Here is a 24657-nt window from a genome sequence, read left to right on the forward strand (position 1 = left end):
TCTCCCGGCCTGGGATCAACGCTCATGAAAGACGACACACTCGGCGTTTCACGACGGAAGCTCCTCGGTGCGATGGGCACCATCGGTGGAGCCGCTGCACTGGGTGGTGCGAGCACGATGGCCTTCTTCTCCGACGAGGAGGAGTTCTCGAACAACGAGCTGGTCGCTGGCGAACTCGACCTCAAGGTCGACTGGCAGGAGTACTACTCCGACTGGTCGCCCGACGAGTCAGCTGGACTGCGGTTCGATCCGGTAATGGATCTCGAAGACATCCCGGACAGCAACCCCGACGGGCTCACACCTGATCCTAGCGACCCGGCGTCCTGGATCGCGTTCCCGCCGGCACTCGACGACCTCCTGTACGTCTGGGCCGGCGACGCCGATCAGTTCATCGACAACACGGCCGTCGACGCGTATCCGGATTCGGACGGCGACGACCTCCGAGACGACATCAGGACCAGGAGGGAGATCGGGGAAGACAATCGGTTCCTCCCCGATTCGGAGATAGAACGTCTCTATCGGGAGCAGTTCGCAGACGTCCCCGACGACCTCCAGGGACGTCGCCCGCTCATCGATCTCACGGACGTCAAACCCGGGGACTTCGGCGAGGTCACGTTCAGCGTACACCTGTTCGATAATCCCGGATATCTCTGGCTCGAGGGTGGCATCCACTCGCTCGACGAGAACGGCACCACGGAGCCCGAGCGACGCGACGAGGACGAGGAAGAGGGAGTAGTCGAACTGCTCGACGAGATCAGGGTCGCCGTCTGGCACGACGACGGGAACGACGTGCTCAACGACGTGGAGGACGTCATCTTCCCGAAGCCGGCTGATGGGCCCGATGCGGACGAAAACCTCGAAATACCCCAGGAGCAGGCGCTCATCACTCAGGGGACGCTCCGTGATCTGCTCGAACTGCTCTCGGCCGACACCGGAATCCCGCTGGATGCGGACCCGACGACCAGCGGGCGTGACTGCTTCCCGAATTCGACGACGCGGTTCGTCGGCTTCGCGTGGTGGCTGCCGGTCGACCACGCCAACGAGATCCAGACGGATTCGGTGACGTTCGACCTCGGCTTCTACACCGAGCAGTGCCGCCACAACGACGGCAGTGGGATGATTCCAGAGGGTCGAAGCAGCGTCTCCGTGACCGCGAGCGATCCGACCACCGACAGCAGCTCACGCCATCAGGTAGAAGTCGAAGTCGGTGACGACCTCGACGGGCATACGTTGGGCGAACTCGTCGTGGACTATCCGAGCGATTTCGACATCAGCGGCGTCGCTCCCGCCGACGCATCGGATCTGAGCTACGACGTCGATTCGTCGTTTGGTGGTGCACTCCCACAGGTCGTTCCGACGGTGACTCAGGTGAACCGAAGCGACGACGACACCCGTATCTCGTTCACGCTCTCGAACTCGCTTCCACTCGCCGCACTCGAGCGGTTTTCGCTCGAGTACGGCGACGCACAGAACGCATCGTCGGCGAGAACATACTCCGTCGACGCCGAAATCAACGGTGTCGCTGTCGGATCTGCCGAGCTCTCGATAACGACATAGTGGAGCAGCTAACCTTCGACCGGCTCGAAGAAGAGTTATCTGCCGAGACAGTAATCTGGATCCCTCACGAAGGACGCTGTTCATGCCGGGAGTGTCCCCCGCGGGAGTCCCGTCACCCTCGCCCAGACACTGACTGCTCGCCCTCCGATGGCCCTTCGACCCCGTTCAATAACCGATTAATGACCTATCAGACCCGTATTAATTAGTCTCGCAGAATGTCTAATCGGAGCAATGAGTCAATTCATACCAACATTGGGTTCTAAGAAGGTGTAGAGCACCGACTGTCAGGCGGCGAATTCGACCCTGCAACGCGCTCCGCTCGGTCAGATTCGCCGACTGATCGACCCACGCAGGCGCTTCCAGTGCGATCGTCGTCCCGCGGCGATCCCGCCCCGAAACGACGGTTCGACTCCGTCGGTGGGTTCTCCCTGTAGTGGGGGTTGACGATGACAGACAAATTCGACATCTCCCGACGGAAGATGCTCGGTGCGATGGGTACCATCGGTGGTGCTGCGGCGCTCGGTGGCGCCAGCACGCTGGCGTTCTTCTCCGACTCCGAGGAGTTCGCGAACAGCCAGCTCACCGCCGGCGAGCTCGATCTCAAGGTCGACTGGTCTGAACACTACTCCGACTGGTCGGAAGACGAAACAGCAGGACTCTCCGACTGGAGCATGACCGACTCCAGTGTCGGTCCGGGGTTCCCCTCGGCGGCAGCGACCAAGTCGATTTACGTGAGCGACTCGTCTCAGTTCCTCGAGAACACGGCGATCGAAGCCTACCCGGACCCGGACAACGACGCGATCCAAGAGGGCGAGTTCCCGGACGGGAGTGGGGGCAGCACGACCGACATCTGCGAGTCGCCTTCGGACCTGCCTACCGCACTGAACAACGGCGACTGGCGGACTACGGGACCGGTTCCCGCCGGCAACGATGGTGCGAACCAACAGACCACGGAAGCGGGCGATCCGCTCGTCGAGATCAGCGACGTCAAACCGGGTGACTTCGGAGAGGTCACGTTCAGCCTCCACCTCTGCGGCAACCCCGGTTTCGTCTGGCTCACCGGCGACCTCGTCGAGGCCAGCGAGAACGGGAAGACTGAACCCGAGGAAGACGACGGAGACGAGGGACCAGGGGTCGAACTCCTCGACGAGATCCAGGCCGCCGTCTGGTACGACACCGGTGCGGACGGACAGTACGGGACTGGTGACATGGGAGAGGGGGACAACTACAAACAGGCCGGCGAATCGTTCACTCCGCTCACTGGATCGCTCCGACGGGTTCTCGCTATCCTCCGAAACGGCATGCTGCCGCTCGACTACACGCCCGGAAGTGGTGGAAGTGGTGGAACGGGCGGCAGCGGAGGAGGCGGCGCCACGATTGTCTCGGACGCGTCGGCCGCGCTGGGGGCTAGCCCCTACACGAACTCGGACTTAGGAATCGATCAACCGAGCAATATTTCTTGCTCCGCGCTCGGTGGCATGCTCGACGAGATCGGGTTCTCCGAACGGCCACTCGTCGGAACGAAGTTCGAACCCGGCTCAGGTGGTGACTTCGATCTCTCACCTGGAACCTACAACATCGCTCCGGGTTCAATCACTATCGAGAGCGTGAATGTCGCTGGTGGGACCATCTCCCTGACAACCGACTTCGCAGTCGAGACGGTGATGGTGAAAGGTGGAAAGCCAGCCGACGGTGAAAACGTCTGGGTGTTCGATGACGATGGCGTCCGACTCAGTAACGTCCAGTTCTCGATTCCGGACTCGATAAGCCACGTCGAGGTCTGTTACGAGCCCAGCACGTCCAATGGGGGCAATGGTGGCCTCCAGCAGAACGGCCGCGAGTGTTTCCCGAACTCGACCACGGTGTATCTCGGCTTCGAGTGGTGGTTGCCTGTCGACCACGCCAACGAGATCCAGACGGACTCGGTCAGCTTCGACCTCGGCTTCTACACCGAGCAGTGTCGCCACAACGACGGCCAGATGGGCAACAATGGTGCAGGTGGTGGCGGCGGACCGGACAACGGTACTGATGGCGGTCAGGCTATCAGCTTCATCGCCTGGTGTACTGACGGGGATGCGAGCGCCCTCAACCCCACCATCGACGAAGAACTCGCCTTCGACGACGACGGTGACCCGTCCTCCGTCAGGTGGTCGACCGACGCCGGCGTGGACAGAGTCGTCGTGTTTTACGCCAGTCGAGTGACGATTTACGAGTACGACTCCCCCGTGACGGGCGACGTGGCGACCACGGGCACCACGAGTGACGGATCTGGTGTGACTGTCACGGATCGCGATGCAAACCTCCCAGAAGACGCAAATAATCCCTGTGGAGACCTGAACGGTGTGAAAGTGGAGTTCTGACTCCCGCTCCGATTGGTCCGACCCACGCTGGTGCACCACGACGGTTCGATTCCGTCGGTGGGCCTTCCCGAAAGGGAATTCCATGACCCACGCAGGCGCCAACGTCCGGACGCGTCACCTGGCATTTTCCCAATGCATTCCCCTTCCCGACGCTCCGACGTCGCGCGGCGGTTCGACTCCGTCGGTGGGTCCTCTTCCCGCCGTGGAATGTCCACACATGAGCAAGCGGCGATTCGACGTTTCGTGACGAGAGCTCCTCGGTGCAATGGGTACGATTGGCGGTGCAGTCGCACTGGGTGGTGCCGGTACGACGACGTTCTTCAGCGACACTGAAGAGTTCGCGAACAACGAGCTCACCGCCCGCGAGCTGGACAGGAAGGTGGCGTACTCTGCGCAGTACTCCGACTGGTCACCAGACGAAGACGGGAGTGACACATCCGGTGACACTACCGACGATGTCGATGTGGTCATGTGGAGTGGTGCGCCGGAGACGACCGGGACGGCCAGTGACCTCCCGACGCTCGACGCGATTCAGACCGGGCCAGTCGACCGGAGCGCGTACGGTGCGAACCTCACGACCACCCACGACTACCGCGACGAGAAGGTCCTGGCGCTATCGCTCCAGACCGGGAGCGTGTCCGGTATCGACCTCGAGGCGGACATCGGCAACGTCACGGTGATGCTCACGAGTGGTGAGACGTTGAACCTAGATCTCGAACCGTGGAGACGCTCGGTTCGAGGCACGTTCTCACGCCCTAACCCACACCGGTGTCCGACGGCGGGGCGACTCCGCCGAGGAGTCCCCTGAAACACGGCGAGGGACGGGATGATGGAGAGCCCCGAACTTGCTGTCGATTCGCTGTGAGTCCGAGCCGACACATCACGGATCAGTTGATCACGCGACAAGCGGCAGAAACGAACGGTCACCCGAATCCGGCGACGACGCTCTGCCGTGACCGTCACACGGCTACGAGCGACAGGTGAGGACTGTTCGGGTAGATACGTGACTCATTCGAGCGGGAAACGCGACAGTCCGGGTCATCAAACTTTGTTCAGAGTGTCTCGACATCGAATGTATAGCAACAAACATTATGCTGGAGTGTGTACGGTGTCCCATGGGAGCTCAGCGCATAGAAGAGAATATGCTGCTCCACTGCTACCGGGAGCACGTCGCCGATCTCAGCGTGATCACGGAGAACGACGTGTACGTGGGGTTCAGTGGAGTGATGGGGGGTATGGTGCTCAGTCTCACGGGCTGGATCGCGTATCTGTGGGCCGAGTTCGGGAACGTGAGCTGGGAGATGCTCTGGTCGGTCCGCGAACTCGCGTTCGGGAGCGTGGGGTTGGGCGTGCCACTGATGCTCGTGGGCGTCATCGCGGGTCTCATGGGCGTGCGGGACCTCGGGCGGGTCGCGCACGCGGGGTCGATCATGTGTCTGGCCGGACTCGCGGTGTTCGGCTTCGCCTACCCGACGCAGTGGAACGTGGTCGGGGCGACCGACTACAGCGCGCTCGGGATGACGATCTACGGGCTGGGACTCGGGTTGGTCGTCTTCCGCCTCGGGGGGGCAGTGAGTTGTCGTCTATACGACTGAGAGACACACGAGGCGGGTGGGTTTCGCCTGACGAGATCGACCGCTTCGGAGGTGGGGACGAGTGACACTCGCCGAGGTTGTGTTCGTCGTCAGAGAGGTGATCGCAGTGCTCGGCCCGTGGGGGACGGTCGCTCTCCTGACGGCGATCGGGGTGCTGATCGGCACGTGGTACGTCGATCGATTCGAGTCCGACTTGCTCTCCGCCGTCGACGACTCCGATGAGACGGGGACTGCTGAGGGGAGAGAGACGATGGACACCGAGGAACGGGAGCCAGTCGACGGGGAACAGACGCGAGCCGTGGATGCCGAAGCGACGGCAGGCGAGACGGACGTTTCGGAACCCGAACCCGTCGACGTCGCGTTCGCCGAGCTGGCCGACGTCTTCGCCGTGGTCACCGACCCGGAGTTCTCACCGCCCGGGTTCGGCGAGGGGCCGACTGAGCTGGTGTTCGAGGGTCTGTCCCCCGCGGTCTCGGCAGTGTCCGAGTCGGTGGTGACTCCGGTCGAGATCCCGACGGAGCTCTCCTTCGACGAACGCACACCCGCCGTGTCGAAGAGTGTCGACCCCGTCGTGGCCCCGGTTCGGGCCCCAGTGGAACTGTCGTTCGGCAGTCTGGCTCACGCAGTCTCGGCGGCATCCGAGCCGGTGGTGACTCCGGTCGAGATCCCGACGGAGCTCTCCTTCGACGGACTGACTGACGCCGTCTCGGTGACATCCGAGCCGGTGGTGACTCCGGTCGAGATCCCGACGGAGCTCTCCTTCGACGAACGCACACCCGCCGTGTCGAAGAGTGTCGACTCCGTCGTGACCCCGGTTCGGACCCCAGTAGAACTGTCGTTCGGCAGTCTGGCCCACGCGGTCTCGGCAGTGTCCGAGCCGGTGGTGGCTCCGGTCCAGACTCCGACGGATCTCTCCTTCGACGGGCTGACCGACGCCGTCTCGACGGTGTCCGAGCCGGCAGTGACGCCGATCGAGATCCCGACGGAGCTCTCGTTCGACGGAGTCACGGCAGTCGTATCGAGGTGTGCCGATCCCGTCGTAACTCCAGTTCGAGTTCCAACAGAACCCGCGTTCGACGACCTGACGAGCGTCGTCTCGGCGGCATCCGAACCGGTGGTCGAACCCGTGGAACCGCCTGTCAGTGCCGCTGTCGACGACCCGTGGGACGTCAGGGCGGACGAGGGCGTCGGTCAGACCGAAATCGAACTGGCCGCCTCTCCGTCGCTGCTTTTCGGCGAGTCTGAGACGTCCCCGTCGATCGACGACCGGTGGGAGGTCGGGTCGGACGCCGACGCCAGTGCGGCCGAGAGACGAGGTCGCACCGCGGGAAACGTGACGGCTCCGGATGGGGCGGCTGAACAGCGAGAACGGGGACAGAACGAAGCCGCGACCGAGAGAGAGGGAACAACCGCGGACCGAGTCGACGAGGGAGCGTCGACGACCGCAGACGGGGGCGACGACAGTGAAAACGATTCGACCGCTCTGCTGGGAGAGGATTCGTCCGTGCCTCGTCGGAAGCTCCTCGGGGCCCTCGCGACGATCGGTGGTGCGGCCGCGTTCGGCGGTTCGGGGACGAGCGCGTTCTTCAGCGACCGCGAGGAGTTCGCGAACAACCAGCTGGTCGCGGGTGACCTCGACCTGAAGGTCGACTGGACCGAGCACTACTCCGACTGGTCCGACGACGAGACCGACGGTCTCACCGAGAGCCAGTTCAGTATGGAGCCGGGCGAGGGACTGGTCGGGTTCCCGTCGGCCGCGCCAGAAGGACAGCAGTCCGTCTTCGTCGACGAGGACGAGATACAGACGTTCCTCGACAACACGGCGATCGAGGCGTTCCCGGACGCCGACCCGACACTCGACCCGGAAACCGTCGACCAGGACGACTACGACGCGCTGCAGACACCGTTTGCGAACGACAGCGACATCTGTGACCTCGACGCGGACCTCGGTGACGCGCTGAGCCATCCGTACCGAACGCGGGGGACGTTCGGCGGTGGTGACAACCCGCAAACGACGGAGCCGGGCGATCCGCTCATCGACATCTCAGATCTCAAACCGGGCGACTTCGGCGAGGTCACGTTCAGTCTCCACCTCTGCGGAAACCCCGGCTACGTCTGGTTGACTGGCGCGCGTGGGGAGGCTTCGGAGAACGGAGTCACCGAACCCGAAAGTGAGTCGCCCGCGGAACAGGAGGGTGTCGTCGAGCTCTTCGATGCCGTGCAGGTCGCACTCTGGTACGACACCGGGGTTGACGGTGTGTTCGGTGCCGACGCGGACGACAAAGACGCTGGAGAGGGTGACAACTTCCACCAGACGAACGAAGCGCTCATCCCACTGATGGGATCGCTCGGTGACGTACTCACGCAACTCGAATCGGGGATGTACCCGCTCGACGCGGTTCCGATCTCGGCGGCCGACGGCGACGGCACGGGTGGAACGACTGGCGGCGTCACCGGTCCCGGTGACGCCGAGACGTACATCAGTACCGAGGACCCGTTCGATACGCAGGGGGCGGGAAACCTCACGTGTACTGATTACGGGAGGGTCCTCGGGATCGACGGGCTGGTCGGTACGGCGATCGAGGCACGGGTCGACACGGACGGTGATGGAGAGGAGGACCGCGACGTGTTGCAGGACGACACGGCGTTCAGTGCCTGCGGCGGGACCCTCACGGTGAACAGCGTCGACATCGACGGTGGAACCATCACGGTTTCGACGAACTTCCCGGTCCGCGTCTTCAGCGTCAAGGGCGGTAGGCAGGGAGAGAACATCTACGTGTGGCCCGAACCAGGCGTTGTCCTCGACGGGGTGACGTTCTCAACGCCCACCGGACAGGCCATCAGCAACATCGATGTCTGTTGCGGGACCGATGACGGCAACGGCGGTGCTGGCGGCCAGAACGGAGCGCGCGACTGCCTGCCGAACTCCACGACCGCGTACCTCGGCTTCGAGTGGTGGATCCCGATGGACGTCGGCAACGAGATCCAGACCGACTCGGTCAGCTTCGACCTCGGCTTCTACACCGAACAGTGCCGACACAACGACGGCTCGGGAATGGCCGACAGGGGTGGGTGATTCTCCCGAGTTCGCAGACCATCGTTCCCAGTGACGTTCCCCGACCCACGCTGGCGCACGACGGTTCGACTCCGTCGGTGGGCTTCAAAAAACGCGGAGGCAACAAGTATGCCGACAGATCAGACAGGCGGATCGCTACGGAAACGCCACGGAACGCCGGGCGACACGCGCGCCGGGTTTCCGGCCGACAGTACCCACTACCGACATCCGACAGACCCACCTGAAGACGAGCCAACAGGTGTGAACGTCGGTGGGAGGCGACACAGCGGGCGTCTCCACCGATGCGGAGCGCGCGCCGCGACCGGCCGGCCGCTGCCGCGGGGATCGAGTCGACTGACAGATCGTGAACAGGCCCGGCGGGACACGCCGGATTCGGATGTGGCATGAGCCGTGAACGAGGAACGTACAGGGGCGCGGGCATGATGTTCGATCTAACCGGGTTCCAGCGGGACCTCCTCTACGTCACCGCCGGTCTCGAACAGCCATCGGGCCAGACGATCAAGGAGGCGCTCAGCGAGGACCGCGGAGAGGTCAACCCAGGCCGTCTGTATCCGAACCTGGACACGCTCGTGGAGCGAAGTCTCGTCGAGAAGGGAGAACAGAACGGACGCAGCAACTACTACCAGATCACGGAGAAGGGACTCGAAACGATCCGGAGCCGACGCGAGTGGGAGGATAGACAGCTACCGGGTGGCGTATGAGCGCGCGAACCCCTGATCGCTCTGACACCGACATGACCGACCGAAACGAGATACCGCGGCGCAGGCTCCTCGGTGCGCTGGGCACCGTGGGCGGAGCCGCGGCGTTCGGTGGAGCGGGGACGGTAGCAGTGTTCAGCGACGAAGAACGGTTCGCGAACGACCGGCTCGCGGCGGGCGAAGTGGACCTGAAGGTCGGGTGGGACGAACACTACTCCGACTGGTCGGCAGACGAGTCGATCGAGGGGGTGCAGATGCAGTCGAACAGCCGCGGCTTCCCGGTGTCGTTCGCCGACGACGACGTGCAGGAGGCGTTCATGCGAACGACGCGGCAGGAGCGGTTCCCGGCGGGCGGGCTCGACGGATCGAACCCGTGTACGACACTCACCGACGTTCCGGCCGAGTTGAGCAGCCGTCGACCGGTGATCGAGCTCTCAGACGTCAAGCCAGGGGACTTCGGCGAGGTGACGTTCGATCTCTCGTTGTGCGACAATCCGGGGTATCTCTGGCTCGACGCCGACCTCCTCGAGAGCACGGAGAACGGGCAGACGGAGCCCGAGTCGAAGGATCCCGACGAACTGTCCGACGACGATCCGGCGACGAGTGGTCCCGAGACAGTCCTCGCGATCGAGAACGACCGGCTCACCGTGGTGCTCTTCGGTGGATCCGGTGTCTTCTGGACGTACACGTTCCCGGACGGCCGGATCGCCAACGCCCTGCTCCTCGAGTTCTTTACGCTCCAGGACGGGAGCGCGAGCGGTGCACCAGCGTCGAGCCGAGACGTGGCGTTCGAGGGGTCGTTCCCGACGCCCGGCGTCCCGGGGACGAACTACAGCGCGACGGCACCGTTCGAGGTGAACGGTGCGACCATCGAGGTCACGCGCACGGTCGAACTCGACCCCGTCGATCCGCTCCTGGCGGTCGACTACGAGTTCGAGGTGCTGAGCGGTGGCCCAGTCGACCTCGTGTTCACCCAGTTCGTGGACTACGACCTCGGGCAGGCGACGGGCGATACGGCGAGGTTCCGTCGGGACGCCGCCCGCGACTTCGACTACGTCGAGCAGGTCGACGAGCGACCGATCGAGCGGATCGGTGCAGCTCCGATCGAGGATCGTGATCTCTTCGCCGGGTTCGGGGCGAATCGCGTCTCGGACGCTCACGACGTCGGCGAGGGAGACGACCTCGATCCGACCGACGGTTCGAACACGCCCTTCGACCGGGTGACGACGGGACAGGCGCTCGCCGGTCAGGACGTGTTCGGTCCCGGCGACGCCCAGTTCGCGCTCGAATACTCGCTGGGACCGCTCGAAACGGGCGAGACGGTCGCGCTCGATGGCGCCTTCGCGTTGGCAGATTCACCACAGGTACTCCGGTCGCTCCTCGTGAAGCGTCGGCTCGAGTTCGCACCGGGCGACCTCGCCGACGCGGTTCAGACGACGCTCTGGTACGACACCGACGGCGACAACGTCCTCGACGAGGGGGAGGAGGTCTTCTTCGAGGGGTCGCTCGCGCAGTTGCTCGCGCTGGCGTCGACGGGCACTGGTCTTCCGCTCGACGGCGACCGGTCGACCCCGTTCGACGAGGGCGACGACGATCCGACCAGCGAGGGTCGGGACTGTTTCGCCCCCACACCGACCGTCCACGACGTCGGCTTCCTGTGGGAGCTGCCAGTGGACCACGCGAACGAGCTCCAGGGGGACGACGTCGCGTTCGATTTCGGCTTCTACGCCGAACAGTGCCGTCACAACGACGGGCGGGGGCACAAATGAAGGACGACGACATGAGACGGGGACGTCCACGTTCCGGTACGGCTCCGACGTACGCGATCCGTTTCGACCCACGCCGGTGCACGACGGGCGGTTCGACTCCGCCGGTGGGTCTTCCCGCAACGGGATCCCAGCCACCATGAAAGACCACGAACTCGACCTCTCTCGACGAAGGATCCTCGGGGCGATGGGGACCATCGGGGGTGCAGCCGCGCTCGGCGGGGCGAGCACGATGGCGTTCTTCTCCGACTCCGAGGAGTTCGCCAACAACTCGCTCACGGCGGGCGAGCTCGACCTCAAGCTCGCCTGGGAGGAGCAGTACTTTGGAGAACAGGCCGAAGATCAATTCCAGAACGAATCGGGAGGCGGTGCGACGGCGAACCTGCTGAGCCTCTCGGACGCGAGGCTCGAGAGGTATCCGGATCCCACACAGGGCGCGGGTACGTCCTTCGAGCAACTTGCCGTCAGCGATCCGTGTACCCAGCAGTCGCTGTATGCAGACACTCCCGACGACCTCGATCCGACACAGTCGGGGAGTTTTCGGACCGAGAACGACGACACGTACGAGGGCGGGGTGAAGCCGCTCATCTCGATCCAGGACGCCAAACCCGGCGACTTCGGATTCACGCGGTTCAAGCTCATCCTCTGTGACAACCCTGGTTACATCTGGTCGACAGGTGGGATCCAGTCGATCGAAGAAAACGGGCAGACAGAGCCCGAACGTAAGGATCCACAGTCCAGCGGTGCTCAAGCGTTAACAATCGCGGACGAGATTCGTATTCGCGTCTTTCAGGACCTGACTCCGGGTGGGACCGCAGTCAGTAACTTCTTTAGTGGACTCACCGGGGTTACGACCGGTCCCGAGCTAATCGACGCCGTCCTTGACTTCTTTCAGCTCAGGACGGCACCGACGCTGCAGGAATTCTCCGATGCGCTGTCGTCTGGTGCAGGCATTCCGCTCGATGGTGAGCCCCTTTCGGGGGCACAGCCCAGCGGAACAACGATCCAGAACAATACGATATTCCTCTACGACCTCCCGGGTGGACAGGCAACGGAGCGCGAGTGCTTCGATACGGCCGCCGGCGCAGCCAACCTCGGCATCGTGTGGGCCCTTCCGGTCAACCACGCCAACGAGATTCAAGGCGACAGTGTCTCGCTCGACATCGGCTACTACACCGAACAGTGCCGACACAATGATGGTTCGGGAATAGGTAACACATAGTGAGGACTGATTCGCAATGACCGACAAAGGTCGAATCACGAGACGGACGCTCCTTGCGGCCGGTGCGGGGAGCCTCGGGTTCGCGATGCTAGGGGGATCCGTGGTAGCACGGGCTCAGAAGGTTTCGTTCAACCGAAGCCAGCAGGTGCCAGCGGGAGCCGGCAACGGAAGTCAGAACGGAAACGGGAACGCGAATGAAAACGGAAACGAGAACACGAACGGAAACGGAAACGAGAACACGAACGACGGCGGATCGGAGGGAGCCAACTCGGATCTGCATCTCCAGGTCGACTGGAAGGAGTGGAACAACGGCGAAGTAGTCGAACAACAGGACACACCGACCGAGCGCGAGGACACCGCACCCGGCGTGTTGCGGCTCCCGAATCTCATGCCGGGGGACCGAGGGCGGCTCACGGTCGGGCTTTCCTCCGAAGCCGACCAGGGAACACCGCCGTCGATGGAAATCCTCTTTCGCATCCGAGAGGAGCCGGGAACGAGGCGAGAGAACGGCCGCAACGAGCCAGAACGAAAGGCCGGGGACACGACAGGCGACGTCGGTGAACTCCAGGAGCACATCGAACTCGACGTCTGGTACGACACGGGTATCAAGGTCGCCGGTAACCCGATCTACGGGTTTTGTGACGCGGAGAACAACGCCGGTGACTCCACGTTTCTCTCGGGGTCGCTCGCAGAGCTCTCCGTCGTCGGGGAACGAGCAGACGTCGGGAACGACACGTGGCGAACGCTCAACGCCAACCCGAGCAATCCCGTCGACTCGGGGGCGTGTCTGGGTCCAGACGAAGGGCTCTGTCTCACGATCGAGTGGTCGTTCACTGCGGACGGAGGTAACGTCAACCGCGTTCAGGGAGACTCCGTCAGCCCGATCATCGAATTCGGAGCGATACAGTGCACATAATTGGTCATTTAGCCGGCAGGTTACAAACGAGGGGGGCCTTTGTGTTCGGACCACCGAGGCAATAGCACTGAATAACTAACCACCATCACCATCAAAGGAGAGCAAACAGAGACGTGAAACGAGTAATCGGTCACTCGGAGCGGGCGGAACTCGAGCAGCAAGAGCCACGGGGAGGCATCCGGGGAACTGATGACGGACCGATCTGACGACACTGGACGGGGAGACGGCACGCCTGCACCAGACGGGGATCACAGAGCGAGTGGTGAGTCGCAAACCGGCGGTGATGAAGAACGACAGCCACTGGATGGAGGACTCGATCTGACTCGTCGGGGTCTCCTCTCTGGAGTCGCCGCGATCGGCGTCGTCGGGTCGCTCACGGGCGTTGGAACCCAGATGGCGTTGTCGGACCGTAACCGGTTCGAGGAGAACCGTCTGGAATCCGGGAGCCTCGAACTCGGTCTCGCGTGGGAAGAACGCTACAACGGTACCACACAAGAAGACGAGGGCGTCTGTGGCAGTGAGACGTGGGACGCATACCACGACGTCTCGGAAGCCATCGTCGAACTCGACGCTGTCGAGCCCGGTGATTCCGGAACGCTCGACGTCTGCCTCCGACTGTCTGCGAACGTGGATTCGACCTGGATGCGACTCCTCGTCCACTCGGTCGCCGAGAACGGCGTCAACTCGACCGAGGAACAGGCGGGCGATGTGACGCCCGACGTCGGCGAACTCCAGAAATATCTCGAGGTGACCGTCCAGACCGACAGTGATTGTGAGACCGCCCGCGAGACCAGTCCGCGCATCGAGGGCGACCTCGCGCAGATGGGAGCCGGTCCACTCGGGACTGGTATGCAGCTGGCGGAGGCGACACGCTGTGTCATCATCGAGTGGCAACTCCCGGAGGACGTCCCGGCGACGATCCTGACGGACTCGGTCGAATTCGCCATCGATTTCGCTGCCGTGCAGTCCCGTCCTGACGACTCACAGAGCCCCTGGGCAAACAGTAACTCATGACACCGAAATTCACTCGCAGTACCGTACTGAACACCCTCGGCGTCGTCCTGCTGATCGCACTGGTCGCACCGTTCGCGATGTACGCAGCGCCACAGACGATCGGGGCGACGGAGAGCTACGTCGTCATGTCCGGCAGTATGGAGCCGGCGATTCAGACGGGTGACGTCATCTTCGTCTACGATCGCGATCCGTCGACCATCGAGGAGGGCGACGTGATCACGTACAACCTCGACGGACAGCGGACCGAAGTGACGACGCACCGCGTGGTCGACATCGTCGAGAACGAGGAGGGCCAGCGGGTGTTCGTCACGAAAGGTGACGCGAACGAGGATCCCGACCCATACCGGGTGCCATCCGATGCAGTCATCGGCGTCATGCCGACGGACGGTATCCCCGCGCGGGTTCCGTTCCTCGGCCACGCACTGCTGTTCGCGCAGTCGAAACTCGGCATCGCGCTCCTCGTGTTCGTTCCTGCGGGACTCCTCGTGATCACGGAACTCTGGGACCTCTACAAGCACGCGACGAGTGGAGGCGATGACGGCACGGAGGAGACGGATGCAGAGCCCACAGACGACCAGCAGGAACAGATCGACGACAGCGTCCCGTCTGACTCATCCGCCACGGCGGGCGCGGGAGACGACGACTGATGAGACCGACCCTGACGAGCGAGGCCGACGACAACGACGACGACGGCATCCTCGGGTTCTCGCAGTCGCGCGTCTACGCCATCTACGTCGTCTGGCTCGTCATCCTCCTCGTCTCGGTGGTGGCCGGAAGTTACACCCTGGGGTTCCTAGTCGATACGGAGTCCATCGGGACTGCAGAGGACCCGAACTCGTTCCAGGCCGTCGACGAGTGGGCGGGATTCACGGTGTCTAACGACGATGGAGGGACCGCGAACGACGACGGTGGGACCGCGAACGACGACGGTGGGACCGCGAACACCCAGTCGGTGGACGTTCAGAGCGAGGGCGTCCTCGCGTGTGACGCGAACGCGTTCTGTGCCACACGCGACACGGTCGACCGATCCCGGTAGAACGTTTAAGAGAACCGAATACGATGAGCCACTCGATGCCACCTGAACTCGGATGGATGGACCGGTTCCGACAGCCCGAGTACACCGGCGAGAACCGGTGTACGCCGTGTACCGTCCTGAACGTCGTCATCGCGGCCGCCGTCAGCGGCCTTCTCGCAGTCGTCGCGCCCCCGCTCGGCGTCGTCGCGTTCGCGGCTGCGCTCGCTGTCATCTACCTCCGTGGCTATCTCGTCCCCTACACGCCCACGATCACGAAACGCTACTTCCCGGACCGGGTCCTGCGGTGGTTCGACAAGGAGTCGGGGACTCTGCAGAACACGACCGATCCGGACGAAGTCGAGGAGATCGACGTCGAGCGGACGCTGTACTCGCTCGGCGTCGTCACCGAGTGTGAACACGTCGACGACCTCTGTCTCGACGCGGAGTTCCAGCGGGCGTGGCGGGACGAGGTCGAGAACCTCCGCGACAAGGAGACGAAGACCGAGGACATCCACGACCTCCTCGACCTCGACCCGGGCGACGACCACGAGATCGAAGAGCGCGGTGGACAGTCTGCGATCGTGATGATCGACGGACGGATGGTCGGACAGTGGGAGTCACACGCGGCGCTCACCGCCGATCTCGCGGCTGACAGGGTACTCCGCGAGTGGACTGACGAGTGGGAACGGTTCCACGTCATCAACCGGAGCGAACTGCTCAACTCGCTCCGCATGTTCCTCGAAGAGTGTACCGAGTGCGGCGAGCCGATCTCGGTCGGTCAGGAGACCGTCGATTCGTGTTGCCGGTCGTTCGACGTCGTCGCCGTCGCCTGTGACGGGTGTGGCTCTCGGTTCTTCGAGATCGAACTGACGGAGGAGATGCGCCAGCAGCTCTGATTCAGCGTGTCGACCGCTTCAGGGGAGGCGACCACGCTCGTCGCCGATCACCCACACCTCGAACCGGCCCTGCGACGGTTGCTGGCCGCACGCGACGACGAGCCCTGGGCACGGACGGCGCTGCCCGTCGCCGACGAGGCGGTCGACGAACTCGTCGCACGGGACGTCCTCGAACGATGTGCCGAGGGGTACCGACTCGCCGACCCAGAGGGGGTTCGAACGGCGCTCCGCACCGAGTCGGGGACGACGACCCGGTCCACCTCCCGAGGTGTCGACGCCGCACGCGACGCACTCGAGGACCTTCGGCGGTTCCTCGGTCGACGGCGCACGATCGCGGTCGGCATCTCGCTCGCGCTCGTCGCCGTCGTCCGACTGCTCCCTCTGCCCGAGGTGTACCTCGGAGGTGACGTCGTCCTCTCCTCGAACGACCCGTACCTCTACCGGTATCTCGTGGAAGAGACGACTCGGGCGGCGTCCGGTCCGCTCGATCTGGATACCCTCCTCCGGTTCCCCGACGGAGTCACGAGTGGGGAGCCGCTCCTGGTGGCGACCCTCGCAGTCGTCGCCGAGTTCCTCGGAGGCGATCCCTGGACGACGGGGACGCTCCTCGCGTGGTATCCCGTCGTTTCGGCCGTTCTCACCGGTGTCGGCGTCTACCTGCTGGCGGCCCATCTGAGCGAGGACGTCCGTGTCGGACTGGTCGCAGTCGGGCTGTTCGCCGTCGTCCCCGGACACGCCTTCCGGACGGGCCTCGGATTCGCCGACCACCACGCCTTCGACTACCCGTGGCTCGTCCTGACGGCACTCGCGTTCGTGTACCTGGCGACCGAGGACGGCGTCGTGAGCGAGTTCGGAGACGAGAACGAGGGCGTGTGGCCGTGGCGTCGACGCACGACGGGACTCGTCGTGGCGCTCGCCGTCGGGGTGGCCGGACAGGTGCTCGCGTGGGAGGCCGGTCCACTCCTCCTCGCGCCACTCGCGCTCGCCATCGCCGTGTACGCCCCGTTCGCGGTCTCCCACGACCGCGTCGCCTCCTTCGGGCCGATCGTCGCCGGTGTCTCGCTCGGCGCGGGACTCGCGATGGGGGCACATCTCACGCTGGGGTGGCAGTCGTTCGTCGTCGCAGCCGTCCCGGGACTGCTCGCGGTCGGGGCCGTCGTGGTCGCCGCCGCGACGCTGGCAACCGACCGGTTGGGGCTCCCCGCGGTGACCATCGGCGTGGCCGAATTTCTCGGGGCTGGCGTTGCCGTGCTCGTCGTGACGACGGCGTTTCCCGATCTGGTCGCCGAACTCGACAGTGGCGTCGCCTTCCTCTTCCGGTCGTCGTCGATCGGTGAGATGCAGTCGCTCCTCGACCAGTGGGGGCCGCTGTTCGGCCCGCTCATCATGCTGGGGTTCACGCCGTTCCTCGCCATCCCGGCGATGGGCTGGGTCGTCTGGGACGCGGTCGCGCGACGGTCCGACTACGGCTGGTTGCTGATCGGCTGTTACGCGTGGACGTTCCTCGGCCTCTCGTTCGTCCAGCGGCGGTTCACGGGCGAACTCGCGCCCTTCATCTCGGTGTTCGCGGCCCTCGGGTTCGTCGTCCTGATCTCGTGGCTCGATCTCGCCTACGGACCGCGGTTCCTCCGAACGCGTGGGGCCGGGGAGACGACCGACGTCGGCAGCGCGGAGCGGGAGTTGGCCATCCCCAGCCGACGCCGGTTCGTCATGCTCGGTGGGTTCGCGGCCGTCTTCGCGGGGTTCCCGAGTGTCTTCAGCGGGGCGATCCACGGTCGGCTGACGATCGACCCCCGGAAACACGCTGCCGCGCGGTGGATGGGTGCGTACGCCGACGAGCGTGGGTGGGAGTATCCGCGGAGCTACGTCTTCTCCGAGTGGGGCGAGAACCGGATGTTCAACTACTTCACGAACGGGAACTCCCGGTCGTACTGGTACGCCCAGCGAAACTACGAGGACTTCCTGTTCTCGAGCGATCCACAGGGGTGGTACGAGGAACTCCGTGACAGGGCTGGGTTCGTCGTCACGACGGGCCCCGCGTCGCGGTTCGTCACGAGTCGCATCAAGGATCGACTCCACGACGGGTTCGGGAGTCGTGCGAACGAGGTCCCGGGACTGGCTCACTACCGGGCGGTGTACGCCGGGGACGAGGGTTTCGTCAAGGTGTTCACGCTCGTCCCTGGAGCGACGATCGTCGGAGCCGCTTCGAGCGACGAACCGATTCCCGTCCGGACCGACGTCTCCATCGACGGGGCGACGTTCACCTACGAACGACGCGCCGACCCGGCCGACGGCGAGTTCTCCGTGACCGTCGCTCAGCCCGGAACGTACCGGGTGGGCGACCGCGAGATGACCGTCCCCGAGCGTGCGGTCGTCGAGGGCGAGACCGTGTCGCTGTCGAACGAGTAGCCCGACTCGGTCTCAGTCGATCCTCTGGAGGCGCAATTCGTCACTACGGTCGGTTCACGCGCTCGCTACCTCCCCCTAACCGGGGGTGGGAGCATCATTACTCGTCCGCAACGACCGAGTAACCATGGGGATCGGGAACGAGGATGGAGGTGATGCCGACAGGCTGGCGGTATCGCTTCGCGAGCGCAGCGGGCGTTACCGTACTCACCACTGGCGCGGTCGCGGTGGCCAACCACCCGCAGGTCCAGCACCTGCTCGTCTCGCTCCCGATCGTGAGCCGGTTGCCGGCGACGACCCTGAGCAACGGCGACCTCTCGCTGGCGATCACCACGACGTTGTTCGTCGTGCTCGGAGCCTGCGTTCCGCTGTTCAAGCCACAGCCGCGACGGCGGCTCGACGTGCTCAGCGTCGCCGAGAAACGGGTGTTCCTCGCGGTCGTGGCGCTGGCGGCGATCGGCTACTTCGACTACACGTACCGACTCCCCCGGACGACGCTCCTCCTGCTCGGGGGATTCCTCGCGATTCTGATTCCGGTCTGGTTCGTCGCGATACGCGGGCGGCCGGAAGGCGGGGCGGGGCGAGTCGTCATCGTCGGCGACGATCCGGAGACGATCGAAGACGTCCTCGACACGCTCGACGTGCCCGTCATCGGCTACATCTCACCACCCCCGCCACGGACTCGTGACCGCGACCGTCTGCCGCCGATCGGCGCTCCCGACGGTGGGCGCGTGATCGGATCGTCGGGTCTCTCGAATCTCGAGTGTCTCGGTGGCCTCTCTCGGCTCGTCGAAGTGTTCGTCACCTACGACGTCGACACGGCGGTCCTGGCGTTCTCAGAGCCGGACCGGGCGGAGTTCTTCGGCACGCTCGACACCTGCTACGAGTACGGCGTGACCGCGAAGGTCCACCGCGAACACGCCGACACGGTACTGACGAGCGATACGGAGGCGGACGACCTCGTCGACGTCGATCTCGAACCGTGGGACTGGCAGGACTACGTGCTGAAGCGCGCGTTCGACGTCGTCTTCGCGTCGGTGGGGCTGGTCGTGCTCGCGCCCGTGATGGTGCTCGTCGCCGTGGCGGTCAAGCTGGACAGCGAGGGGCCGGTGCTGTACAGTCAGGAGCGGACGGCGACGTTCGGGGATACGTTCACCGTGTACAAGTTCCGGAGCATGGTGGCGAACGCCGAGGCCCAGACCGGCGCGACCGTCAGTGACGAGGACGCCGGTGGGGTCGACCCGCGTGTGACACGGGTCGGCCGGGTGATCCGTCAGACGCATCTGGACGAGTTGCCGCAGCTCTGGTCGATCCTCGTCGGGGACATGAGCGCCGTGGGCCCGCGACCGGAGCGTCCCGAACTCGATCTCGACATGCAGTCAGATGCGAACTCGTGGCGTAGGCGGTGGTTCGTCAACCCGGGATTGACTGGACTCGCTCAGATCAACAACGTGACCGGGGCGCAACCGAAGGAGAAACTGCGTCACGACGTGACGTACATTCGCAACCAGTCGTTCTGGTTCGACCTGAAGGTCCTCGTCAGGCAGTTGTGGATGGTTCTCGTCGACGCGGTGCGGTTCGTTCGCTGAACGCGAATTCGGACGGCTTCCAGACGACGTACGCTACTCATGTCATCCGACCCTCGAAGCATCACCGATGGTCCCCGAGGCTGGCTCACACTCGCCGCGACGTTCGTGTTCGTCTTTCTCTTCCGACTCGAACAGAACGTCGCGTACGTCTTCGGGCTGTCGTCGGCTCGAGAGCTCGTTGGGATCGACTTCCTGCCCGCCGAAGTCGTCGTCTACACGCTCGCCCCGTTCCTCCACGTGACTCCCGACCACCTCGTCGGGACGCTCGTCTGGTTCGTGCCGTTCGGCTACCTGCTCGAGTCGCGAACGTCGTGGGAGGGGTACGTTGGGTACGTCGTGTTCGTGGGCTACCTGACGACGACGTTCGTCCCACTCTTCTTGTTGCTCGTCGGCGTGCCGGTCGGACAGGGAATCGGTGCGAGTGGGATCACGAACGCGCTCATCGCGCGTGAGGCGACCGTCAGGGGTGTGTGGGTACTCCAGCGGCGGTCGTTCTCGTGGCGACAGCGGGGAGTTCTCGTGCTCGTCAGTGCCGTCTTCCTGTTCAAGCTGTTCGGACTCGTGACGGGTGAGCCACCGGGGACGAGTGTCGCTGGACACGCGGCCGGGCTCCTCGTGGGTGTCGTCGCGGGTGTCGGCGAGCAGTATCTCTCGGCGGGGAGCGAGTGAGAGATACCGACGCGCTCGTGAGCCAGAGTTTCATAACTACTGTGGCACCGCAAGAGAGGTCGAGAAGTCGATTTAGCGGTTCTCCACGTCTAGAGCTCTGTTCATAATCGGTCGAACGCTCCGCAAGGGAGCGGAGGAGACGACGCTAGAAGTCATAATGAACTGGGGTACTGCCTGCGTGCACACCGTATCGTCTGTCGCAGACAGCTCGGTGTTTCCACGCGGCGCTCGGTACGTCTCGTGATCGTCGACCAGATCCGACCTCGGTGCAGTGATCCACGAACAATCGCTCATATCTGTGTCTCTGTCTGACCCACACACGCCCTCTTGCGGGGACGAGAGCCGATTATGAATCACTCACGAGCAGTGGATACGAGGCGAGACCCCGTGTCGGCCCACCAAACTCGTTTTTTGTGATTATGATCGGGATGGACGCTCGCGGCAGTGCGTGGAGCGACACCGGAAGTAGTGGCCGCCCTCGCAGTAGCACTGGTCCGGGTACCAGATTCGTGGATGACCACTGAGCGAATGCAGCCGAAGTGGAGCTGCTGAGCCATACACAACATCGATGGAGAGATGACCCACGTTATCTCCTCTATCGACACTCGAGGGTTGCACTGACCGGAGACTGCGAAGCGACATTGGAGACGGGGGGAGTCGGGAATTCTTCGTCCCAGACAGGTGGTGAGGGAACTAGTAATGGATCGTTACCCCGGCACGGACACGGAGCGACCAACGACCCGTGCAGACTGGGAAATAGTAACCTTCTGGTACCCGACGTTGCTGAACAACGCCCCAATTGGTATTTGTGAAGGATTAATCGTCAGTTACGTTCGACCGTAGTTCTTTCAGTATACTCACACTATCGTGGCGTAGAACCCGACCCGTACGATCGCAGTCGAGAGTCTCACAGGAATACGGCATAGCCGATCGCGACCTACAATCCGGATCTCAGCGGACAGATGGCAGACCTGGCCTCCTCATCGTCTTCGGAGCCACTCGCCTTCCTCGGCCCGGACACGAGTCTCGAAACGAAGTTGCGAACGTCGGTCGGGATCCTCGGCGTGAAGAGTGTCTCTCCGGGGGATCTCTGCGTGTGTTACTCGAGGCCCTCGCGTCGCCCGAGCCGAACGGTGTGGCAAGTATCCCGCTCGACGGGAATCGAATCACTGCGTTCGGCCAAGTTACTGGCACCGGCACAGGTGGTCCCTCGAGAACGTTCGAACCGGCTGGTCTACCGAGCGTAACGTTCTTGTGAGCATATATCCGAATATATGGCATGGTGAAGACGATCCGAGTGTCGGAGGAGTACCATGCGTGGCTGAGCGCACACAAACGAGACGACGAGACGATGGAGGAAACGCTCCGTCGAATGACTCGGGGACCGAATCCCGAGGATGTCGCTGGCCTCCTCACGGAAGCCGAGGCCGAAGAGGCGAAGGAGGCAGTCAGAGGTCTCCGAAACCGGGACCGGGATCACAGCCGCTTCGATGCCGCTCGCGAGGCGTTCGCTGGCGAGGACGCCGACGAGTGATCATCGATTCGTCGTACCTGTTCGACCTGATGGCGAACGATCCCGATGCGTTCGCCAAGGGAACGGAACTCGTCGAACGGGGTGAGATGCAGTGGTTACCGACCCCTGTCGTGGCCGAGGCGTATTACGGCGTGGCGACGGCTCGAAGCGAGACCACCGAGCAGGAGGTTCGCAATCGGCTGCTCGGCTATCCGCGGGTGGACGTCGACGAAGAGGTTGCCCGGGTGGCAGGCATCCTCCTCGCTGGGGCGGACGACCGAGCGGACGGGGGTGCCGGTGTGGGTGCGAACGACGCGTACATCGCCGCGATGGCTGAGATCCTCGATGACGCCGTTCTCACGGACGATGTGGATGACTTTACTGCTCTCGGCGTGTCGGTCGAGACGTACTGAGCGAGGTCGGTCAGAGTTAGCTGTCAGTGGTCCCGTCTCGGTGAAAACTCGTGTGTTCACGGCTAGAGGGCTCTGTCGACGAGTGTTCCGATGCAATAAATACTCTTCTCAGAATAGTTCCGGTTACGCGTCCAGGTTGCTCAGGTACGAACCGCTCGTTTCGAACTCCCGATACGCAACGTGTGAGCGGCTCACTCGTCGCGGTCGTTGGCGTCGACGGGTTGGCTGTCTGTAGGCGGTTCAAGCGCAGCGATCACAAGTTGCCCCACCCGTGAGTCGGCGAGGTCGGCCCACGAGATGGTCACCTGCGTTCCGGCCAGCCCAGCGAGCGCGATAGCTGCGAGCACGACAGTCACGATAGCTCCGACTACACCGAGGACAGCCCCGACGAACAGTGTGAGTGAACTCCCGAGTGCGACGGCGGCGCCGAGCAGGCGAACGGGCGCGGCACGGAACTCCGCGAGCAGGCCTCGGCCGACGACGACCGAACTGGACGACTCAGCCGCGGCGTCGAGCCACCCAGCGAATCGATCGAGCAATGCGACGAACGGACCGACAGTGACGGTCTCGCGGAGGTCGATCACGATCACGTCGGGCTCCGGTTCGGCCGTGAGCCAGTGGTAGGCGAACGAGCTGGTGACGACGCGGCGGACCCAAGCGCCGAGTCGCGCCGCGCGCTCCCCACGCCCGAACGACGAGAGGCGATCGTCGAGACCGCCGAGAACGGCGACGACCCGCGAGTCGGCCACGGCAGTCGCGAGACTCGACTCCGACGCATCGGTCGGATCGTCGGCGTGGCTCATTCGACGCTCACCACCGTCGCCTCGACGGTCACGGTGCCGAAATCGAGGAAGACCGTCCGGCCATGACGCAACGGCGCGCCTTTGAATTGCAGGCCCGCGTTCGTCTCGCGCACCCGGAGGTCGGCCGTCAGCGTCACGTCCTCCTCGACTGGATGCTCGCGCCGGTAGACGTTGCCGTCCTGGCTCGTGACCACCATCGTCGACGGTTCGACAGCGATGTCCGTGAGTTCGACCACTGTCTCGCCGCGGACGCGTTCGGTCATCCCGGTGCGGAGCGCGTCGCCGAGGTCGGGATCGGTGTTCTCAATTTCCAGCCGGACAGTGCGGGTCGCCTCCGTTCCGCGTGGCTCAGTGGCGCCGACTCGGACGACCTCGCCATCGAACGCGGTGGCATCGGTTTCGAGGGGCAGGGTGACGCCCTCGCGGACGTGCGTGCCGGCGAACTGTGGCCCGTCGTTCGTACGGTAGGTCCGGTAGGTGACGCCGACGTAGGCTCGGACCTGACCGGGGGTGTCAGTCTTGTGTGCCATCACCGACTGCACCGTGGCGACTGTCCGGCCGTCGATCCGGTACTCATCACCCGTGCGCATCGCATCGACGGCGTCGGCTGGGAGCGTCGTTCGGAGGAGGACATCCGTCTCGCCGACCGGGAGGTCGGGGGTGGTGGCATCGACGGCGGTGATCGTTCCGCTGGTGGCGTACGCTGGTGTTGTTAAGGAGAGGTTGCGCCCGACGCGAAGGGGGTCGCCGTCGTAGGTGACCGTCTCGTCGTGTATCATGCCGTTGATCCGGACGCGAGTGTAGAGATGGCGCCCGTCGCCCGTTTTGAGGGAGTAGACGTCGGTGATCGTCATGTTCTCTACGTTATCGGGCTGGACGGCGTCACCCTCGGAGATGTGCGTCGCGACGTAGGCGGGTTGGACGCCGAGATCCAGGGTGGCGTAGCGGACGGCCGTATCAGAGGTGGGCGTGTCGGAGTCGCCACCGATAACGAACGTGACGCCGGCGACGAGGATTGCAAGGACGACGAGGACGACGAGGGCGTCGACGAGGTTGACGAGGCCGAAAAGACGACCCTGCTCGTCTATCACCACCATGGTTTCTTATTCGCTGACATCCTGATTAGCTTTTTCCACCTAGGACTAGCAG

The 24657-nt window shown here is 64.0% G+C and carries 20 protein-coding genes; 18 read left to right on the top strand and 2 right to left on the bottom strand.

Features of this window, described 5'->3' with window-relative positions; genetic code table 11:
- The first annotated feature begins 24 nt into the window (after positions 1 to 24).
- The 18 genes from FZP69_RS16160 (at position 25) to FZP69_RS16245 (ending at position 22705) form a co-directional block, all read left to right on the top strand.
- Positions 25 to 1557 carry a SipW-dependent-type signal peptide-containing protein gene (locus FZP69_RS16160; RefSeq protein ID WP_152042414.1) on the top strand — a complete coding sequence of 511 codons (1533 nt, stop codon included), beginning with the start codon at positions 25 to 27 and terminating at the stop codon, positions 1555 to 1557.
- Positions 1558 to 2003: 446 nt separating this feature from the next.
- On the top strand, positions 2004 to 3917 hold the full coding sequence (locus tag FZP69_RS16165; protein WP_152042415.1) for a SipW-dependent-type signal peptide-containing protein: 1914 nt from the start codon (positions 2004 to 2006) through the stop codon (positions 3915 to 3917).
- A gap of 265 nt (positions 3918 to 4182) precedes the next feature.
- Positions 4183 to 4725: a SipW-dependent-type signal peptide-containing protein gene (locus tag FZP69_RS16170; RefSeq protein ID WP_152042416.1), complete on the top strand. Its 543-nt coding sequence runs from the start codon at positions 4183 to 4185 to the stop codon at positions 4723 to 4725.
- Positions 4726 to 5032: 307 nt separating this feature from the next.
- Positions 5033 to 5512 carry a DUF7139 domain-containing protein gene (locus FZP69_RS16175; protein ID WP_152042417.1) on the top strand — a complete coding sequence of 160 codons (480 nt, stop codon included), beginning with the start codon at positions 5033 to 5035 and terminating at the stop codon, positions 5510 to 5512.
- A 61-nt stretch (positions 5513 to 5573) separates the two neighbouring features.
- Positions 5574 to 8588: a SipW-dependent-type signal peptide-containing protein gene (locus tag FZP69_RS16180; protein ID WP_152042418.1), complete on the top strand. Its 3015-nt coding sequence runs from the start codon at positions 5574 to 5576 to the stop codon at positions 8586 to 8588.
- 422 nt (positions 8589 to 9010) lie between these two features.
- Positions 9011 to 9289, top strand: coding sequence for a PadR family transcriptional regulator (locus FZP69_RS16185; RefSeq protein ID WP_152043415.1), 279 nt, complete (start codon positions 9011 to 9013; stop codon positions 9287 to 9289).
- Positions 9286 to 11055: a hypothetical protein gene (locus tag FZP69_RS16190; protein WP_152042419.1), complete on the top strand. Its 1770-nt coding sequence runs from the start codon at positions 9286 to 9288 to the stop codon at positions 11053 to 11055. The genes FZP69_RS16185 and FZP69_RS16190 overlap by 4 nt, the downstream gene beginning before the upstream one ends.
- A gap of 136 nt (positions 11056 to 11191) precedes the next feature.
- On the top strand, positions 11192 to 12274 hold the full coding sequence (locus FZP69_RS16195) for a SipW-dependent-type signal peptide-containing protein (RefSeq protein WP_240137658.1): 1083 nt from the start codon (positions 11192 to 11194) through the stop codon (positions 12272 to 12274).
- Between the two features lie 16 nt (positions 12275 to 12290).
- Positions 12291 to 13190 carry a hypothetical protein gene (locus FZP69_RS16200; RefSeq protein ID WP_152042420.1) on the top strand — a complete coding sequence of 300 codons (900 nt, stop codon included), beginning with the start codon at positions 12291 to 12293 and terminating at the stop codon, positions 13188 to 13190.
- Positions 13191 to 13583: 393 nt separating this feature from the next.
- Positions 13584 to 14204: a hypothetical protein gene (locus FZP69_RS16205; RefSeq protein ID WP_152042421.1), complete on the top strand. Its 621-nt coding sequence runs from the start codon at positions 13584 to 13586 to the stop codon at positions 14202 to 14204.
- Positions 14201 to 14851, top strand: coding sequence for a signal peptidase I (locus FZP69_RS16210; RefSeq protein ID WP_152042422.1), 651 nt, complete (start codon positions 14201 to 14203; stop codon positions 14849 to 14851). The genes FZP69_RS16205 and FZP69_RS16210 overlap by 4 nt, the downstream gene beginning before the upstream one ends.
- A complete protein-coding gene (locus tag FZP69_RS16215) occupies positions 14851 to 15240 on the top strand; it encodes a hypothetical protein (RefSeq protein WP_152042423.1) in 390 nt (129 codons plus the stop codon). Before FZP69_RS16210 ends, FZP69_RS16215 begins: the two co-directional genes overlap by 1 nt.
- 35 nt (positions 15241 to 15275) lie before the next feature.
- A complete protein-coding gene (locus tag FZP69_RS16220) occupies positions 15276 to 16115 on the top strand; it encodes a hypothetical protein (RefSeq protein ID WP_152042424.1) in 840 nt (279 codons plus the stop codon).
- Positions 16116 to 16121: 6 nt separating this feature from the next.
- On the top strand, positions 16122 to 18524 hold the full coding sequence (locus FZP69_RS16225) for an STT3 domain-containing protein (RefSeq protein WP_152042425.1): 2403 nt from the start codon (positions 16122 to 16124) through the stop codon (positions 18522 to 18524).
- A gap of 152 nt (positions 18525 to 18676) precedes the next feature.
- The gene (locus FZP69_RS16230; RefSeq protein WP_152042426.1) at positions 18677 to 20110 is read left to right on the top strand and encodes a sugar transferase; all 1434 of its coding nucleotides are present in this window, start codon (positions 18677 to 18679) and stop codon (positions 20108 to 20110) included.
- A 39-nt stretch (positions 20111 to 20149) separates the two neighbouring features.
- Positions 20150 to 20779: a rhomboid family intramembrane serine protease gene (locus FZP69_RS16235; RefSeq protein WP_152042427.1), complete on the top strand. Its 630-nt coding sequence runs from the start codon at positions 20150 to 20152 to the stop codon at positions 20777 to 20779.
- 1279 nt (positions 20780 to 22058) lie between these two features.
- Positions 22059 to 22313 carry a hypothetical protein gene (locus FZP69_RS16240; RefSeq protein WP_152042428.1) on the top strand — a complete coding sequence of 85 codons (255 nt, stop codon included), beginning with the start codon at positions 22059 to 22061 and terminating at the stop codon, positions 22311 to 22313.
- Positions 22310 to 22705 carry a PIN domain-containing protein gene (locus FZP69_RS16245; protein WP_152042429.1) on the top strand — a complete coding sequence of 132 codons (396 nt, stop codon included), beginning with the start codon at positions 22310 to 22312 and terminating at the stop codon, positions 22703 to 22705. Before FZP69_RS16240 ends, FZP69_RS16245 begins: the two co-directional genes overlap by 4 nt.
- 191 nt (positions 22706 to 22896) lie before the next feature.
- Here FZP69_RS16245 and FZP69_RS16250 read toward each other — a convergent pair whose 3' ends face one another.
- Both FZP69_RS16250 and FZP69_RS16255 read right to left on the bottom strand, forming a co-directional pair.
- Positions 22897 to 23508: a hypothetical protein gene (locus tag FZP69_RS16250; protein WP_152042430.1), complete on the bottom strand. Its 612-nt coding sequence runs from the start codon at positions 23506 to 23508 to the stop codon at positions 22897 to 22899.
- Complete coding sequence (locus tag FZP69_RS16255; protein ID WP_152042431.1) at positions 23505 to 24605, bottom strand: DUF4330 family protein; 1101 nt, start codon at positions 24603 to 24605, stop codon at positions 23505 to 23507. The genes FZP69_RS16250 and FZP69_RS16255 overlap by 4 nt, the downstream gene beginning before the upstream one ends.
- Between the last annotated feature and the right edge of the window lie 52 nt (positions 24606 to 24657).

Source organism: Salinigranum salinum (assembly GCF_009176545.1).
Lineage (GTDB): Archaea > Halobacteriota > Halobacteria > Halobacteriales > Haloferacaceae > Salinigranum > Salinigranum salinum.

What these genes read in the sequence shown, in the direction of transcription:
- FZP69_RS16160 (WP_152042414.1), top strand. Translation starts at nt 25, where the DNA reads ATGAAAGACGACACACTCGGCGTTTCACGACGGAAGCTCCTCGGTGCG.
- FZP69_RS16165 (WP_152042415.1), top strand. Translation starts at nt 2,004, where the DNA reads ATGACAGACAAATTCGACATCTCCCGACGGAAGATGCTCGGTGCGATG.
- FZP69_RS16170 (WP_152042416.1), top strand. Translation starts at nt 4,183, where the DNA reads ATGGGTACGATTGGCGGTGCAGTCGCACTGGGTGGTGCCGGTACGACG.
- FZP69_RS16175 (WP_152042417.1), top strand. Translation starts at nt 5,033, where the DNA reads ATGGGAGCTCAGCGCATAGAAGAGAATATGCTGCTCCACTGCTACCGG.
- FZP69_RS16185 (WP_152043415.1), top strand. Translation starts at nt 9,011, where the DNA reads ATGTTCGATCTAACCGGGTTCCAGCGGGACCTCCTCTACGTCACCGCC.
- FZP69_RS16190 (WP_152042419.1), top strand. Translation starts at nt 9,286, where the DNA reads ATGAGCGCGCGAACCCCTGATCGCTCTGACACCGACATGACCGACCGA.
- FZP69_RS16195 (WP_240137658.1), top strand. Translation starts at nt 11,192, where the DNA reads ATGAAAGACCACGAACTCGACCTCTCTCGACGAAGGATCCTCGGGGCG.
- FZP69_RS16200 (WP_152042420.1), top strand. Translation starts at nt 12,291, where the DNA reads ATGACCGACAAAGGTCGAATCACGAGACGGACGCTCCTTGCGGCCGGT.
- FZP69_RS16205 (WP_152042421.1), top strand. Translation starts at nt 13,584, where the DNA reads ATGGCGTTGTCGGACCGTAACCGGTTCGAGGAGAACCGTCTGGAATCC.
- FZP69_RS16210 (WP_152042422.1), top strand. Translation starts at nt 14,201, where the DNA reads ATGACACCGAAATTCACTCGCAGTACCGTACTGAACACCCTCGGCGTC.
- FZP69_RS16215 (WP_152042423.1), top strand. Translation starts at nt 14,851, where the DNA reads ATGAGACCGACCCTGACGAGCGAGGCCGACGACAACGACGACGACGGC.
- FZP69_RS16220 (WP_152042424.1), top strand. Translation starts at nt 15,276, where the DNA reads ATGCCACCTGAACTCGGATGGATGGACCGGTTCCGACAGCCCGAGTAC.
- FZP69_RS16230 (WP_152042426.1), top strand. Translation starts at nt 18,677, where the DNA reads ATGCCGACAGGCTGGCGGTATCGCTTCGCGAGCGCAGCGGGCGTTACC.
- FZP69_RS16235 (WP_152042427.1), top strand. Translation starts at nt 20,150, where the DNA reads ATGTCATCCGACCCTCGAAGCATCACCGATGGTCCCCGAGGCTGGCTC.
- FZP69_RS16240 (WP_152042428.1), top strand. Translation starts at nt 22,059, where the DNA reads ATGGTGAAGACGATCCGAGTGTCGGAGGAGTACCATGCGTGGCTGAGC.
- FZP69_RS16250 (WP_152042430.1), bottom strand. Translation starts at nt 23,508, where the DNA reads ATGAGCCACGCCGACGATCCGACCGATGCGTCGGAGTCGAGTCTCGCG.
- FZP69_RS16255 (WP_152042431.1), bottom strand. Translation starts at nt 24,605, where the DNA reads ATGGTGGTGATAGACGAGCAGGGTCGTCTTTTCGGCCTCGTCAACCTC.